Source organism: Burkholderia sp. MSHR3999, from assembly GCF_000833595.1.
In the GTDB taxonomy this organism is placed as follows: Bacteria; Pseudomonadota; Gammaproteobacteria; order Burkholderiales; family Burkholderiaceae; genus Burkholderia; species Burkholderia ubonensis.
In genome coordinates this window covers 541,789-558,655 of sequence record NZ_JRFO01000005.1, presented here as the reverse complement: position 1 = coordinate 558,655, position 16,867 = coordinate 541,789, and the positions used below count along the sequence as shown (strand labels likewise).

The following is a 16,867-nucleotide window of genomic DNA, read 5'->3' as shown; positions in this document are numbered from 1 at the left end:
TTCGCTCGGCGCCGCCGATTTCGACTCGAATTCGAAGATTTGTGATTCTCCCTGCCCGCAACTTGATTTAACGTTTCCTGAAGATTTGACGGGCGATTGGATCGGCGGGCGTCGGCGTCGTGCGGCGAGGCCGTTTTCCGGCGGCCGCGAAGTCGCGATGTGCGACGCTGCAACGGCGGCGTCTTTGGGAGAGTGATATGGAAGCGGGCATCACGCGTGGCTGGGGCGCATTCTTTGCCCGGGAACACGAAAACGGACTGCCGTTGGATGAGGCCGATCTCGAGCGGGCGTTCGAGGTCGGAGAGTTCGTCATGGATTATCAGCCGATCGTTTCGATTCGTTCCGGGGCCGTGACCGGCGCCGACGCGACGATACGATGGGATCATCCGGATTGGGGGCTGTTGCCTCAGCGCGTCGTGTACGCCGTCGCGGACCGATTGGGCGCATCGCCCCGGATCGCCGGCCACGCGGTTGGCGAGGCGTGCCGGCAACTCGCGCGCTGGAAGCAGGAGGGCGCCGGCGTGTCGGCGCTGTCGATGCGGCTCTCGGGCGCCCAATTGGGCGCCGAAAGCGTATTCGAGCAGCTCGCGCAATCGATTGCGGAACTCGATATCTCGAGTAGCCAGTTGACGTTCGAAGTGCCGGAAATGTCGACGCCGGAGGAATCGCCCCGTCTCCTCGACCGCCTGAAGCGGTTGAGGCAGAAAGGTTACGGCATCGTGCTCGGCGATTTCGGGGCCCATCACACGGCGATGTCGACGTTGATGGTGCTGCCCGTCACGGGCGTCAAATTCGGCGAAGCGTTCACCGAGCGATTGCCCGGTTCGCCGACCGCCGAGGCGATATTGTCGAGCGTCTCGCGGCTCGCGCACGATCTGGGTCTCACGTTGACCGTGTCAGGCGTCGAAAACGGGCGCCAGTTCGAACTGCTGCGCCGATATCGAGATATCGAACTGCAGGGCGCTTACCTGTTCAAGCCGATGCGCGCCGAAGTCTGGCGCGAATGCGTGAACCCGAGAGCGCTGTCGCAGCTGAATCTGCGCGAGTCGCCGTTCTGACGCGGCGCGTGCGCCGCGCCGACCTCGGCGAAATTTCTAAGAATTTTGATTTAGCGACGAACCGGCGATCTGTACAGTCGAATCCTGACAGGCGACGTGGGTGCGTCGCGCGATTTCGTCGCTTGTCGGGACGGTGCGCCGAATCAGGCGCCTGGCGTTTCGTGTGTGCTCGGCCCGGCGTTTTCGACGGGAAACGCGCGCATCGCGCGCGCCCGGGCATCCGGGCGTGAGCGGCGATCGACGTGCGTTGCAGCTCACGGGCCGCTTCTTCGACGCACGCTTTTTTCATTCATGACATGTCGTCGGTTTGCTCCGGTACACAGGAGATGCATGCCGTCGGTCATGGTCGCATACGCACCGAGGAACCGCGATGTCCGGCATTCTGGTTGTCGATGATCATCCCGCCATTCGCTTGGCAATCCGAACCGTGTTGTCCAGGACGCAGGAGGCCGGGCAACTTCATGAAGCGGCCAACGCGAACGATGCGTTGACGCTCCTGCGCGAGCATCCCATTGAGCTGGCCATTCTCGACATCGAGATTCCGGGCGGCGACGGTCTGCGTTTGCTGAAGCGGATCCGGGCGGAGGGGTTGAAAACCAGGGTCCTGATTTTTTCCGCGATGGACGAAGGAATCTATTCGGTGCGGGCGAGCAAGGCCGGCGCCAACGGCTTTCTCAGCAAGCGAAACGACATCGCGCAGATGCTCATCGCGGTCAAGACCATCCTGTCCGGTTACCTGTTTTTTCCGGCCGAGGCCGTTTCGGCGCTTTACCACGATCGGACGCGGCAATCCGCCAACAGGACCGGTGGGCTGACGGACCGCGAGCTGACGGTGCTGCGCGGGCTCGCGCGCGGATCGTCGAACCGGCAGATCGGCGAGGATCTGTGCATCAGCAACAAGACGGTCAGTACGTACAAATCCAACATATTCGAGAAGCTCGGCGTGTCGTCGGTCGTCGGCCTGGCCGATTACGCGAGAAGGAACGGCCTGATCTGAAAACGATTCGCGACACGCCGCGTCGCGGACCAACGGCGAAGGCGAGCCTCGTCGACATGAATACGATGTCATCCTGCATGGGGTCGAAGATGGGCCATGCCGGGCGCCGCCATGCGGCCATGCTGCTGATCGCCCTGAGTTTCGCGTCGCCAGGCGCGCGCGCGGACGCCGGGAAGCCGGAAAAACCACCGCACAAGCTGCAGTTGCAAAGCATCGCGGATGTCGATCTGCGTCAGCGTGCGCAGCCGCGCGATCGGACCTCGTCGCAGGCGCCGAGGTTCGTGCGGGTTGCCGTGGTGCGCGACGGCGGCGTGCCGTTCAACCTGTATCGCGATCGCGACCTGTACGAAGGCATTACCGCGGATTATCTCTACACCATCCAGCAAACCGGCGAGTTCCGCTTCGAGATCTGGATGTTCGAGACGCGCGCACAGGCTCGCGCCGCATTGACAAGCGGTTCGGTCGATCTCATCGGCGGCATTCGGATGGATCCCGACCGGCAATTGCTTCGGTCGAAGCCGTACTTCACGGACCGGCGCGTCGAAGTGCGTCCGATCGGCGCGAAAGCCCGGACGGAAGCCGCGGCGGCGCCGTCGGAACACTACGCCGTGACGGACGAGGATTTCGGCGATACGGCCTTGCGCGCCCGTTACCGGCACGAAAAGATCACCGCCTATCCGACGACGCTCGCCGCACTGCAAGCGGTGGCCTACGGCGCGGCGGACGCATTCATCGGTCAGGCGACCGAAGTCAATTACCTGATCGACCAATTGCAGTTGCCGCTGTCCAGCACCCATTTCGCCGACGTGGACGCACCGCCGTTCGTGTTCGTCGCACGCGCCGCGGATACGCGCCTGATCAGCCGCATCAACGCGGCGTTGCGGGCCGTTCCGATTGGTACGATTAACGAAATACAGCGGCGCTGGTTCGGCTCGGCGAATCACGTCAAGATCCGTCGAGACCTCGTGCTGACCGAGGAAGAGCGTCAGTACGTCGACGCGCATCCCACCATCCGCTATGCGAGCGCGATCGACTTGCCGCCCTACATGTTCGTCGAGAGCGGTCGCGGGGACGTCACGGGCCTGGGCGTCGACGTCATGAACCTCATCGGCGAACGCACCGGCCTGACCTTCGAGTCCGTATCGTTCGGCACGCGGCGGGAAGGCCTTGCGGCGCTCGCCGACGGCCGGGTCGACTTGCTGCCGAACGTCGCGATCGGCGAGGTGCGCGAGAACTGGATGACGTCGACCGCGCCGTACGCGCAGGCGCTCTGGGTCATCCTGGTGCGGGCGGACGATGGCGCGGTCACCAGCACCGCCCATCTCGGCGGCAAGCGTATCGGCATCATGCCCGGGACGCGCGGGTTTCAGCGTTTCGATCCGGCGCCGCTCGCCGGTGAGCCGACATTCGTCGAGGCGCGCGATATTCCGACGCTGTTCCGCATGCTCGTCGACGGCAGCGTCGATGCGATTTCCTTGCCGTGCACCACCGCCAACTATTTCATCGCGCAGGACGGGCTCGCCGGGCAGGTGAAGGCGGTGACGACGGTCAACGCGTCGGTGACCGACATTGCGATGGCGGTGCGGCGCGACAACGAGACGCTGCTCGGCATTCTCGACAAGGTGCTTCGGGCAACGCCGCCGGAGGATCTCGATGCCTTGCGGCGCGACCGGATGCAATATCGCCCGACCAGCGTGATTTCCGGCTGGTCCTCCGTGCAGCGGCGGCAAATCGTCAAGGCGCTCGCGGCGCTGTCCGCCGCGCTGGGCCTGAGCGCGTGCGTGCTCGGCGTCGTGCGCTACCGACAGCGACACCGTGCGCGCGCGCTGCGCGAGCGGATCGCATTGCAGGACGCGTTGATCAACGCGCTGCCCTTTGCGGTCTATCTCCGGCAAGCGGACGGACGCGTCGTCAGTTGCAATGCATCGTTCGCCGACGCCTACGGGTTGCCGCGTGACGCGCTCGGCGGCGCCGACGTGTTGCCCGCACCGACCGGCCGACAACAGGCATTGAACGCGATGCTCGACGAACTGTATCGGGCCACGCTGACGGAGCGGCAGGCGCAATTCGCCGACAGAACCTTGCCGGGCAGCGGCGGCGATTCGGACCTGTTCGTCTGGACGATACCGCTGCGGTGTTCGAGCGGGAGCGCCGGCGCCGTATTGGGCGGCTGGATAGACATCACGCTTCGCAAGCAGACCGAACGTGCGCTGAAGCAGGCAATGCACGACGCGGAGACCGCGAATCGGGCCAAGAGCGCATTTCTCGCGACGGTCAGCCACGAAATTCGCACGCCGATGAATGCGATCCTCGGCTTGCTCGAACTGGAGCTCGGCCTGCCCGGCGTGCCGAACCGGGACACGATTCGGATGGTGCGCGAAACCGCGCAATCGCTGCTGCGCCTGATCGACGATTTGCTCGACACATCCCGGGCGGAGTCGGGGCAGCTTCAGCTCGACCCTCGGCCGACCCGCGTGGCGAGCTGTGTCGAGCGGATGTTGTCGATCTATCGGCGGCTTTGCGCGGAAAAAGGCCTGGCGCTGAACGTGGAGATCGATCCCGGCGTGCCGCCGACCTTGCACATGGACGGACTGCGGATACGCCAGGTGATCGGCAATCTGCTGGGCAATGCGCTGAAGTTCACCGATCGCGGCAGCATCGGCCTGAGCCTGCGCTGGCGATCCCGTACCGATTCCGACGGGACGCTCGAGATCGTCGTGCGCGACACCGGAACCGGAATTCGCGCGGAAGACCAGGCTCGGCTGTTTCAGCCGTTCGAGCAGGTCGCGGGCGCCGGTATCGACATCGGCGGCTCGGGTCTCGGGCTGTGGATCTGCCGTACGCTGGTTGCCCAGATGCGCGGCCGGATCGTTCTCGAGAGCGAGTTCGGCGAAGGCACGCAGATCCGCGTTTCGGTGCCGCTGATGCGGGCGTCGTCGGTCGATGCAAGGCCGGCGGCGCTGCCGATATCGCGAGATTGGGCGCGCAAGTTGCGCGCGCTCGTGGTCGACGACCACGCGCCGAACCGCATGCTGCTGGTGCGCCAGCTGCATGCGCTGGGTTTCGGGGAAACGGTCGAGGCCGGCGACGGCGAGCAGGCGCTCGACATGCTGGAACGGCATACGGTGGATGTGATCCTGACCGATTGCTCGATGTCGCGCATGAACGGCTATGCGTTTGCCGCCGCGGTGCGAGCGGACGAACGGTGGCGCGATCTGCCGATCTTCGGATGCAGTGCCGACGCGCGCGCCGACGCGCGCGAACAGGCATTGTCCGCGGGCATGACCGCCTTCCTGGCCAAGCCGATCAGCCTGGCGGACCTGGCGCATGCATTCGACGCCCACCTGCGCGGCGCGAACGAAGATCCGACCTCCGACGCGCCAGCGCATGCCGCGGACGGCACGCTGTTTGCGATCGCCGGCAACGACGCCGACGCCCGCGATGCCCTGATCGAGATCCTCGTGCGGAGCAACGATGCCGATATTCAGGCGTTGCAACACGCGCTCGCCGGCGGCGACGTCGTCACCGCGCGCGACACTGCGCACCGTATCAAGGGCAGTGCCCAGATCGTGGGAGACGTCGAGCTCGAACACGCGTGCGTCCAACTGGAGCAGCGCCTGCAGGAGGCCGACATGGCGGCCTCGGCTGCCCAGGCCGAGTGCGTGATCGCGCGTTGCACCGTCTTGCACACGCATTTGCGCGGGCTGCCGCAAGACGCCGTTGCATGAACGAACCTGCGCCGCGCACGCCACCGCCGTCACGCTGCGGCGGCAACGCCCAGGAAAATTCCGATGCCGCGCTCTGAAAAACGTCGTCGATTCTTCTGATGCCGCCTATCGCGCGCGACGGGCCGGACGACAAGAATAACGTCCGAGCGATTCAGTACCTGCGCATGCATCGACGTGCATGCGGAACAGCCGCTCATTGCGTGCCGGGCCAATATTGGCCGGTGGCATGACTCACACGTTCACTCATCCGGATCTCACATGACAAGCATCACGTTATCGATTGCCGACGATCATCCGATCATCCTGCACTCGATCAAGCTGCTCGTCGAACATCAGCCGCTGCTGCAATTGCGACACGTGTGCAACAGCGGGCGAGAACTCCTTGCCGCGTTGGCTCGCGACCCGACGCATCTGGTGCTGACCGATCTCACGATGCCCGCGCCAGGCGGTTCGTACGATGGGCTGGCCCTGCTGCGCGCCGTGCGCGCGGTGGCGCCGCACAGCGGCTTGATCGTCCTGACCGCGCAAAGCAACGCGGCGATCCTGACGAAGGCGATGCAGCTCGGCGCGCGAGCACTGGTCGGCAAGAACGATTCGGCGCACGAAATCATCCGGGCCTGCATGCAGGTCCACGCGGGCGCGACGCACCATGTGTCGCCGGCGATGCGAAAACGCATGGAGGACGGCAGATCGACGCACATGTGCGATAGCAATCTGACGCAAAAGGAACTGGACGTCGTGCGTCTGACCGCGAACGGGCTGTCGTTGTCGGAGATTGCGCTGCAATACCGGCGATCGGTCAGCACCATTTCATCGCAGAAATCCACCGCGATGCGCAAGCTCGGCGTTCATTCCACGGCGGACCTGATCCGCTACGCGACCGAAAACGGATTGACATGAAAGCGACCCCGAACACCGCGACACCGAGAAGCGGAACATCGGCATCCGAAGAATTGGACGAATTGAGATTTCCACGGCGGGCAGCGTCATTCAGACTGCGTGTCTGGCCTGCTGCAGGGGCCGGCGTGAGCATCACCGCCATCTCGCGCGTCCTGCTATCCGGCTCGTGGACGTTGCTCGGGCTGGCGTGCGCCGTCTCGGCGCCGGCCGCGCATGCGACGACGCTGGCGCAGGCGGTGACGGCGGCGAGTGCGTTCGACGCCGCGATTTCGGCCGCGCGTCACGGCGAGCGTGCCGGTGCGCAGAAGCGCTGGGAAGGATTCGCCGGGCTGCTGCCGAAGGTGCAGCTCGAAGGCTCGTATACGCGCCAGGATCAGCCGAGCGCGTCGTACGCGGCCGGCGTGCGGCGCCACTCCTACGCGATCACGCTGACGCAGCCGCTGTTCGACCTCGGCCGCTATGCCGACTACCAGCGCGGCGCCGCGCAGGCGAACGGCGCGGAGGTGGAGCTGGCCAGCGCGCAGCAGCAACTCGTGAGCAACGTCTCGGATGCATTCTTCGAGATTCTGTACGAGCGCGAGGTGCTGCAGGCCACGCGTGCGGCCAAGGAGACCTTCGGTCAGCAGCTCGAGCGGGCGCGCCTCGCGCTGAAGATCGGCGAGGGCACGCGGACCGACGTCGACGAGGCGCAAGCCAATTACGACGACGCGCAGGCGCGCGAGATCGGCGCGGTCAACGATCTCGAGGTCGCCAGCGGCGCCTATGAGCGGCTGACCGGATTGCGGGCGGCCGACATCGAGCCGCTCGCCGGCGTATGCCGTCAGCCGCCTGCGATGACAGAACTGGAGCCGATACTTGCGCGCGCGGAACAGGGCAATCTCGAAGTCCGCGCAGCCGCGTTCCAGCTCGACGAGGCGCAGGCCGACGTGACGACGGCGCGCGCGAACCATTTGCCGGTGGTGAACCTGCAGGGCAGCTATGGCGGCAACTGGAGTCGTGCGCAGAGCGGCAATGCGCTCGACGAGCTGTTCGGCACGACGTCGAAGACGCGATCGTCGATGATCGGCATCACCGTGACGATCCCGTTGTTCTCGGGCGGCGGGGCGGTGGCTACGTCCCGCGAAGCGTACAGCCGCCGCGCGCAGCGCGGCGATCAGCTCGAGGACGCGCGCCGGCGCGCACGCCAGGATGCGCGGGCTGCCTTCCTCGGCATCGTCAACGGCGCGGCCAAGCTCAAGGCGCAGCAGCGTGCGGTGGGGTCCGCGCACAGCCGCGTCGAGTCGACGCGTTACGGCCGCGAGGTCGGGTTGCGCACCAACGTCGACGAGCTGACGGCGCAGCAGAAGTATTTCGAGGCGGTGCGGGACCTCGCCGATGCGCGCTTCCGCTATATCACCGCGCGGCTGAAATTGTCGGCCGTGCTCGGCACGATCGCTCAGGACGACCTGAACGAATTTGGATGTTTGACCGTTGGCTAGGCGCACGCCGACCAGGGTTTCATTGATGGATTGTCATGTCTGATTCACTGTTTCGCCCCGAAGCGCTGGACGCGAGCAAGGGCAAGCTGATCGGCACGGTCGCGCTGTACTCGCCGCCGTATCGCTGGTTGCTCATTGCCATCGTGGCGGTGATCGCCGTGTCCGTCGCGGCGTTCATGGTGCTCGGCACTTACACGAAGCGCGAACGCGTGATGGGGCAGCTCGTCCCCAGCGCCGGCGTGCTCAACGTCAGTCCGCCGGTCACCGGCACGGTCGAAAGGATCGAAGTCCGCGAAGGCCAGCGCGTGCGCGCGGGCGATCCGTTGATCACGGTGTCGGCCGAAGTGGCGACTTCGTTGGGCGACGCCCGCGAAATGGTGCGTACGCAACTCGAGACGCAGCGCGAACGACTCCGCAGCGATCTGAGCGGCCAGACGGTGCTGGCCGAGGAAGCGATCCGCGGGTTGAAGGATCGCGCGGCGACATTGGAGCGCCAGTTGCGCGAGCTTCAAATGCAGCACACGCACCGCGTGCGTCAGGTGGAACTCGCCCGAAGCCAGCTCGAGAAGCTGTCGATGATGCGAACCCAAGGCTATGCGTCGAATTCGCAGGTCGATCAGCAGGAAGCCAGCGTCCTCGACGCCGAGGCCCGCCTGCAGGATTCGGTGCGTGCGCAGCTCGACGTGCAGGGGCAGTTGATCCAGGCGCGCCAGCAATTGCGCGAGCAGCCGCTGAATGCGCGGCAGCAGCGCAACGAGATGGGGCGCAAGCTGGCTGAAACCGAACAGGCCATCGTCGAGAACGAAGCGCGCCGCTCCGTCGTGTTGCGTGCGCCGGCCGACGGCGTGGTGGGGGCGATCCTGTTCAAGGTCGGCCAGATCATCAATGCCGGCCAGACCGCGGCGTCCGTGCTGCCCGCCGACGGCAGGCTCGAAGCGCAGCTCATGGTGCCGAGCCGCGCCATCGGCTTCATTCATCCGGGACAGACCGTGGTGCTGCGCTATGAGGCGTACCCATACCAGAAGTTCGGCCAGCAATATGGCCGGGTGTCGGGCATTTCACGCAGTGCGCTGTCTCCGCAGGAAGTCGCGACGTTGACCGGCCAACCCAACGTGCAGGAGCAGCACTACCGGCTGACCGTCACGCTGGACCGGCAGGACATCGCGGTCTATGACCGCACGGAGCGGTTGCGCCCCGGCATGGCGCTGGATGCCGATCTCCTGCTCGACCGGCGCACGCTGATCGAATGGGTGCTGGAACCGATTTACGCGCTTGGCCGTCGTGTCAGCGCCTGAAACCGAACTGTTGAGAACCATCGGCTTGCCGCTCCGCTCGCGGCGCGCATGCCGACACTGAAATCCGAACGATGAGTATTCTGAATGCCTTGCGCTTTGGCTGGGGACGCCGGCTGCCGGTGATCCTGCAGACGCAAGCGGCCGAATGCGGGCTCGCGTGCGTGGGAATGGTGGCGGGATACTTCGGCCACGACATCGACATGATGCATCTGCGCCAGCGCTTCAATACGTCGCTCAAGGGCGCGACGCTCGGCGACGTGATGCGCATCGCGCAGCGCCTCGGGCTGGCGTCGCGCGCGCTGCGGCTCGAGCTGGACGAACTCGGCCAGTTGCGTCGCCCCTGCATTCTCCATTGGGAGATGAGTCACTTCGTGGTGCTCAAGCGCGTCGAGCGCGACCACGTCGTCATTCACGACCCCGCGCGCGGCGCACGCAAGGTGCCGATGGACGAAGTGTCGCGCTGCTTCACCGGCGTCGCGCTGGAATTGCTGCCGACCGCCGGGTTCGAACGCAAGCGCGAGCGCGAATCGATTTCGATGCTGCAGCTGATCGGCAGCGTGCTCGGCGTGCGCTCGGCGTTCGTCCAGGTGCTGACCCTGTCCGTCGCGCTGGAATTGTTCGGCATCCTGATGCCGTTCTACATGCAGTGGGTGATGGATCACGTGCTGGTTTCGTCTGATCGCGATCTTCTCGCGATGCTGGGCATCGGCTTCGCGATGGTTGCGCTGTTCCAGACTGCGATCACGGCGCTGCGCTCGTGGGTCGTGACGTGGTTTTCGAGCCTGCTCAGCGTGCAGTGGAGCGCCAACGTCTGCGCGCATCTGTTGCGGCTGCCGATGACGTATTTCGAGCAGCGCCATATCGGCGACGTCGTGTCGCGCTTCGGCGCGGTGGGCACGATCCAGAATACGCTCACGTCGCGTTTCGTCGGCACGTTGCTCGACGGCGTGATGGCCGTCGTCACGTTGGGCATGCTGTTCTTCTACAACCGCACGCTGACGTGGTTCGTGATCGCGCTGTTCGTCGTATACGCGCTGCTGCGCGCGCTCGCCTACCGGCCGTTCCGGCAAGCCAACGAAGACCAGATCGTCTACGCGGCACGCACCCAGACCCAACTGCTGGAGTCGATTCGCGGCGTTCAGGCGATCAAGCTCGCCAACAAGCAGGACGAGCGCGTGGCGATCTATGCCAATACCATGGTCGAGACCGCCAACAAGGGCATCGTGATCCAGCGCTTGTCCATCGGCTTTTCCGCCGTTCATGGGCTGGTCTCGAGCCTGGGCCGGGTGGCGCTCATCTGGCTCGCCGCGCGGCAGGTCATCGAGGGCAGTTTCTCGGCCGGCATGCTGGTGGCCTACATCAGCTTCGCGGACCAGTTCGTCGGCCGCGGTTCCGGCCTGATCGACGCGCTGATCGAATTCCGCATGCTGCGGCTGCACGGCGAACGCCTGGCCGATATCGTGCTGACGGAAGTGGAGGCCGACATGGAAGGGAGCATCGCGCACATGCCGAGCACGCAGCGCGAAGCGCCGCCGGCCATCTCCGTTCGCAATTTGCGCTATCGCTACGCCGAAGGCGAACCGTGGGTGCTCGACGGTTGCTCGTTCGACATTGCCGCCGGCGAGTCGGTCGCCATCATCGGTCCGTCGGGACAAGGAAAGACCACGCTGGCCAAGCTGCTGCTGGGGCTGCTCGATCCGCATGAAGGCACGATCGCGGTGGACGGCGTCGACATTCGCCACCTCGGCTTGCAGCACTACCGCGATCGCATCGGCTGCGTGATGCAGGACGACATCCTCTTCGCGGGCTCGATCGCGGACAACATCTGTTTCTTCGATCTCGACCCGGATCTCGCGCGGATCGAGGAGGCGGCGCGGCTCGCGCAGATCCACGACGACATCGCCGCGATGCCGATGGGCTATCAGAGCCTGGTGGGCGACATGGGATCGTCCCTGTCGGGCGGCCAGTGCCAGCGCGTGCTGCTCGCGCGCGCGCTGTATCGGCGTCCCGACATTCTGGTGCTGGACGAGGCCACGAGCCATCTCGACGTCGCACGCGAACTCGCGATCAACGAGGCCGTCAGCGCGATGCCGATCACGCGCATTCTGATCGCCCACCGTCCCGAAACCATCCGCAGTGCGGAGCGGGCCTTGCTGCTGGAAAACGGGCGCGCGACGTTCGTGCCGGTGGCAATAGCGACTGCGTGACGCGTCGCGACGAGCCCGATAACGAATCGAGCCGTCGGCGAACCGGCTTTTGTTTGTTCGCCAATCCACTATCTAAAAAGGGGTATTTCAATGCGTGAACTGACCACGATGGAACTGGACCACGTTGCTGGCGCAGGTTTCTGGTCGAGTATTGGGGCTAGCTTTCTCGGTGCGCTCACGGGCTTCTCCACCGGCTTCTTCAAGGGCGGCGTGACGGGCGGCAGCACGGGCGGCATCGTGGGCGCCGGCATCATTTCGGCCGGCGTCGGTGCAATCGCCGGTGCGATCGTCGGCCTCGTGGGCGGGGCAATTTACGGTCTGATGAACGACTGGGCACCGACGGCCTCGTGGTTCAACGAGAACATGAACAGCCTGCTCGATCCGACCTATCCGGCACTGAAGTAAATCCCGCGACCGCCTCGTCTCGCATGGCGCGAGCGTTGCACGCCACGTGCCGGGGCGAGGCGGATCCGTTTCACAACGTCGGAGTCCGTACGATCCGACGCTAACGAAGGAGCTGAAAATGCGCGAACTCAACCATATGGAAACAGCGAACGTCGCGGGCGCGTGGAGCTGGTCGGATCTCACGACCGGCTCGATCCTGGCGATGTTCCGACCGGCGCCGAACACGGACCTTACCGTGAGGGAGGCGCCGGAATTGACGGGCGGCGCGGTCGGAATGGGTGACACCTTCGGCAAGGTTGCCGTGGCGCTGGTCGTCGGCGGCATGCTGCTCGCCGGCGGCATCGCCAGCGGCATCGCCGGCGGTATCGGCGCGGGCCTGATGTCGCTCGCGCGTCGCTGATCCTCCGATCTGTTCGTCTCGCTCCCCTCGCGCCGCGGCACATGAACGCGAGGGGACATGGCGCTGGGGTCGCCATCGTTTGAATCACCGTTTCAAATTTGGATGTTCTGTGATTTAAGGAATCCAAATAATGAAACAGAATGCATCGTTGTCGCGCGGTGCGATCACACCGCGCGACGACAGTAACACCCTGTTAAACCAACTGGAAAACGTAAATCCAATGAACCAGAAAATCGCCTTCGCAATGATTTCCGCCGCGCTCGCACTGCCCATGGCCGCGCACGCATCGGACGGCACCATCACGTTCAACGGCGCGATCGAAGCGCAGACCTGCACGATCAGCGTGAACGGCGGCAATCAGGACGCGACGGTCCAGCTTCCGACGGTGGCCGCGAGCACGCTGAGCACGAAGGGCAACACGGCAGGCGCGACCAACTTCACGATCGCGCTGAGCGATTGTGCCGGCAAGGCCACGCAAGTTCGCTCGTTCTTCGAAGCGGGCCCGAACGTCGATGCCGCGAGCGGCAACCTGCGCAACAACGGTGCCGCCGGGAACGTGCAGGTTCAGCTGCTGAACTCGGACGGCGTCGTGCTGCAAGCCGGCAACGAGTCGCAGCGCAGCAACGCCGCATCGGCACTGACCGACGGCGCGGCAACGCTGGTCTACGGCGCGCAGTACTACGCGACCGGCCAAGCCACCGCAGGTGACGTTCAGACCTCGGTGACCTACTCGATCGACTATCTGTAAGCGCTGTCGGCAAGGCTCCGTCGTCTGACGGAGCCGTTTTGCGACAAGGAGGGCTGTCCAGCCCTCCTTCGTAGGCTGGAATCCACTATGCTCTCATTCCGAACGTCGAAGCGCGGCCGTTCGCCGCTGCATCTCCTGATCCTCTCCGTTGCCCTTGTCGTCAGCACCCATGCGGCGGCCAATATGGTTCTGTTCGGCACACGCGTGATCTATCCCGCGGGACAGCGCGAAGTATCGGTGCGCATGAACAATCAGGGCAAGCAGCCCTCACTGGTTCAGGCATGGGTCGATCGCGGCGACACGACGGCGACGCCCGACAAGGCCGACGCACCGTTCGTCGTCACGCCGCCGATTTCCCGTGTCGAGCCCGGCAAGGGACAGACGTTGCGGCTCTCCTTTCTCGGCGACAACGTGCCCGAGGACAAGGAATCGCTGTACTGGCTGAACGTGCTCGATATTCCGCCCAAGCCGAAGGCCGCGGAAGGCGAGAACCTGATGCAGCTCGCGATCCGCACGCGCGTCAAGATATTCCTGCGCCCCGCGGCGCTGACGGACGAGGGCGCGATGGCCGCTCCGCAGCAAGTGCGATGGCAGGTGCAGCGCGACGGAAACGGGCGCGTCAAGGGCGTCCTGGCGAGCAATCCCAGCGCTTACTACGTCAACATCGCGACGGTCGAGATCGGCCCTGAAGGCAAAGCTGTCGCCGCCGGCGAGGGGGCGATGATCGCGCCGGGCGAGACACATCTGTTCGGTTTCGCTTCGCCCCTTCCGGCACAGCTCGACAAGGCGCGCGTGGCCTTTGGCTATATCACCGACTACGGCGGCATTGCGCGCGGCGAAAGCGCCCTCGGCACCCCCTGACGCTCCCTCGGTTTTTTTGCCCGCGCCGCGACCTGTCGCACTGCCGGCGGCGGCGCCCGGCGAGACGCACTTCAATCTTCAGTGATCATGGAATTCAATCAATCGGCCCGCCCGAGGGCGGCGCGCGCGCGCGCGTGTCTGCCGGCCCTCAAACCCCTTCCCGCGGCGGTGCTGCTGGCCGGCATGACCATGGCGCAGTACGCATCGGCCACGAGCGACGGCGCATCCGCTTCCGCGCCGCGCCTCCAGCCGGGCATGACGCTGGCCAGCGCGAGTTTCGACGAGAACTTCCTGCGCTCCGGTTCGGGCGAGATCGTCGATTTGTCCCGGTTCGCCAACGGCAATCCGTTGCTGGCCGGCGAGTACCGCGCGGATGTCTACGTGGCGGATCGCTTCATCGGCCGGGAAACCATCACCGTCAAACCAGGGGAGGGCGCCCACGGCGCGGCGCGCATCTGCGTGTCGCGCACGTTGTTCGATCGCCTGGCCATCGATGCTGCACAGGTGCCAGCCGACACGCTCGCGCGGCTGGCAGATCCGGCCGGCTGCGTCGCCATCGAGGAACTGTCGGGCGATGCGCATGCAAGCCTTGATACCGCGGAGCTGCGGCTCGACGTCAGCCTGCCGCAGGCCTTGATGCGCCGCCATGCGCGCGGCTACGTCGATCCGGCGCTGTGGGATTCGGGCGTCACGGCGGGCATGCTGGGCTACAACGCGACGTTCTACCGCAGCGAATCCGGGAATCTGACGCAACAGTCGGCTTACGTCGGCCTGAATGCCGGCTTCAACGTCGGCGGCTGGATGTTTCGCCATAGCGGCTCCTATCAATGGCGCGAACGCGAACCATCACGCTACAACTCGATCCGGACTTACGTGCAGCGTGACATCACGCCGCTGAAGGCGCGTGTGACATTGGGCGAATCCAATACGAGCGGCGACCTCTTCGACACCTTTGCGTTCCGCGGCGTGCAGCTTGCCACCGATGACCAGATGTGGCCGGAGTCGATGCGCGGTTACGCGCCGGTCGTCCGCGGCATCGCGCAAACCAACGCGCGCGTGACCGTGCGCCAGGGCGACGCGGTGCTGTACGAGACGTCGGTTGCGCCGGGCGAGTTCGTGATCGACGACCTGTACCCGACCGGCTACGGCGGCGATCTCAACGTCACGGTGACGGAGGCGGACGGCCGCGTCCAGGAGTTCAAGGTGCCCTACGCATCGGTCGCGCAACTGCTGCGCCCCGGCAGGACGCGCTACAGCGTGGTCGCCGGTGCGGTGCGATACAGCGGGTTGAGCTATCTGCCGAAGGTGATCCAGGCAACCGTGCAGCGAGGCCTGACCAACAGCTTCACCGCGTATGCGGGCGCGCAGATCATGAACGACTACGGGGCCGTGCTCGCGGGCGGCGCGTTCAGCACCCCGTTGGGCGCCGTGGCGCTCGACGTGACCAAGTCATGGGTATCGTCGGCGGGCTTCAGGCGCAACGGCACCAGCGTGCGCGCGACGTACAGCAAGCTGATCACGGCCACCAACAGCAACCTGTCGGTCGCGGCGTACCGTTTCTCGTCGTCGGGCTACATGGACCTGCAGAATGCGCTGCAATACAGCGATCAGGCGCGGCGCGGCACGCTGGACAACACGTCGTGGACGACGAGCCGGCCGCGCAACCGGCTGTCGGTCACGGCAAGTCAGGGTTTCGGCTCGCGCGGCGGCAATCTCTACGTCAGCGGCTACAGCCAGAACTTCTGGGATCGCTCCGGCAGCGACACGCAGTTCCAGGTCGGCTACAGCAACAATTTCCGTTCGCTGGGCTATACGGCCTCGATCAGCCGCAGCCGTACGTCGCTCGGGCGGATGGAAAACCTCTACATGCTGTCGCTGTCGGTGCCGCTGGGCGGGAAGTCGCACGCGCCGACACTCAACACGGCCGTGACCAACGGGCCGGATGGCACCAGCGTGCGTTCCACCGTCAACGGCACGGCGCTGAAAGACAACTCGCTCGACTACAGCGTCGGCGTGACGCGCAATGCGAACCGCGACGTCGGCGCCAACGGATCGGTGCTGTACCGCTCGCACTACAGCGCGCTGCAGGGCAGCTTCGACGTGGCCGATCGCTACCGCGCGATGTCCGCGGGCGCGAGCGGCATGCTCGTGGCCGACGGTGGCGGCGTCACGGCTTCGCCGTACAACGCGCAGTCGGTCGCGATCGTGGAAGCGCCCGCCGCGGCCGGTGCACGCGTGCTCGGGTATTCGGCCATCGTGCTCGATCGAAACGGCCATGCGGTGGTGCCGTACCTGAACCCGTACCGGCTCAACGAAGTGTCCATCGATCCCAACGGGCTGCCCGACGACGTCGAACTGCTCACGACGCGGCAGCAGGTTGCGCCCCGCAATGGCGCGATCGTCAAGGTGCGCTACGGCACCGTGGTCGGACGGCCGGTTCTGATTCGTGGCACGTTGCCTGACGGAAACGTGCTGCCGTTCGGCGCGTCCGTGGTCGATATGAACGGCAATGCGGTCGGCACCGTTGGTCAGAACGGGCGTTTGTACGCACGCCTTGCCGACGGAGTCGACAAGGTCGTCGTCAAATGGGGCGAGCGCGACCGCAACGGCTGCCAGCTCGTGTTGCCCGAGCCGGCGCCTGACGCGGCGGCCGACGGCAAGACCGGTCCTCTGAAACATCTGCAGCGTTTCGACGCGGTGTGCCAGCCGTTCGCGACGGAAACGGACCAGGCTGCGTCGGTGCGCGCCCGCATGGCGACGCCGCATTCCGGTTGAACGTGCGCGACCGCG

General features: G+C 65.5%; 12 protein-coding genes. All 12 read left to right on the top strand.

What is annotated here, in order from left to right:
* Positions 1 to 311: 311 nt before the first annotated feature.
* The 12 genes from KY49_RS16110 to KY49_RS16055 all read left to right on the top strand — a co-directional run bounded on the left by KY49_RS16110 (position 312) and on the right by KY49_RS16055 (position 16,852).
* A complete protein-coding gene (locus tag KY49_RS16110) occupies positions 312 to 1,058 on the top strand; it encodes an EAL domain-containing protein (protein WP_042585861.1) in 747 nt (248 codons plus the stop codon).
* A gap of 370 nt (positions 1,059 to 1,428) precedes the next feature.
* Positions 1,429 to 2,055, top strand: a complete 627-nt coding sequence (locus tag KY49_RS16105; protein ID WP_042585601.1) for a response regulator transcription factor — start codon at positions 1,429 to 1,431, stop codon at positions 2,053 to 2,055.
* Positions 1,944 to 5,783 (top strand): ATP-binding protein, encoded by a 3,840-nt coding sequence (locus KY49_RS16100; protein ID WP_197083583.1) that lies wholly within the window; start codon positions 1,944 to 1,946, stop codon positions 5,781 to 5,783. The genes KY49_RS16105 and KY49_RS16100 overlap by 112 nt, the downstream gene beginning before the upstream one ends.
* Before the next feature lie 174 nt (positions 5,784 to 5,957).
* Positions 5,958 to 6,683, top strand: coding sequence for a response regulator transcription factor (locus KY49_RS16095; RefSeq protein ID WP_143136353.1), 726 nt, complete (start codon positions 5,958 to 5,960; stop codon positions 6,681 to 6,683).
* Positions 6,684 to 6,808: 125 nt separating this feature from the next.
* A complete protein-coding gene (locus tag KY49_RS16090) occupies positions 6,809 to 8,161 on the top strand; it encodes a TolC family outer membrane protein (protein ID WP_231636437.1) in 1,353 nt (450 codons plus the stop codon).
* 35 nt (positions 8,162 to 8,196) lie between these two features.
* Positions 8,197 to 9,456 carry an HlyD family secretion protein gene (locus tag KY49_RS16085; RefSeq protein WP_042585598.1) on the top strand — a complete coding sequence of 420 codons (1,260 nt, stop codon included), beginning with the start codon at positions 8,197 to 8,199 and terminating at the stop codon, positions 9,454 to 9,456.
* 71 nt (positions 9,457 to 9,527) lie between these two features.
* The gene (locus KY49_RS16080; protein ID WP_042585597.1) at positions 9,528 to 11,663 is read left to right on the top strand and encodes a peptidase domain-containing ABC transporter; all 2,136 of its coding nucleotides are present in this window, start codon (positions 9,528 to 9,530) and stop codon (positions 11,661 to 11,663) included.
* Positions 11,664 to 11,753: 90 nt separating this feature from the next.
* Positions 11,754 to 12,068, top strand: a complete 315-nt coding sequence (locus tag KY49_RS16075; RefSeq protein ID WP_042585596.1) for a hypothetical protein — start codon at positions 11,754 to 11,756, stop codon at positions 12,066 to 12,068.
* Between the two features lie 118 nt (positions 12,069 to 12,186).
* A complete protein-coding gene (locus tag KY49_RS16070; RefSeq protein ID WP_042585595.1) occupies positions 12,187 to 12,468 on the top strand; it encodes a hypothetical protein in 282 nt (93 codons plus the stop codon).
* Positions 12,469 to 12,688: 220 nt separating this feature from the next.
* A complete protein-coding gene (locus tag KY49_RS16065; RefSeq protein ID WP_042585594.1) occupies positions 12,689 to 13,216 on the top strand; it encodes a fimbrial protein in 528 nt (175 codons plus the stop codon).
* Between the two features lie 87 nt (positions 13,217 to 13,303).
* Entirely contained in the window at positions 13,304 to 14,077 is a 774-nt protein-coding gene (locus KY49_RS16060; RefSeq protein WP_052495727.1) for a fimbrial biogenesis chaperone, read from the top strand.
* An 87-nt stretch (positions 14,078 to 14,164) separates the two neighbouring features.
* Positions 14,165 to 16,852 carry a fimbria/pilus outer membrane usher protein gene (locus KY49_RS16055; RefSeq protein WP_231636436.1) on the top strand — a complete coding sequence of 896 codons (2,688 nt, stop codon included), beginning with the start codon at positions 14,165 to 14,167 and terminating at the stop codon, positions 16,850 to 16,852.
* The last annotated feature ends 15 nt before the right edge of the window (positions 16,853 to 16,867 follow it).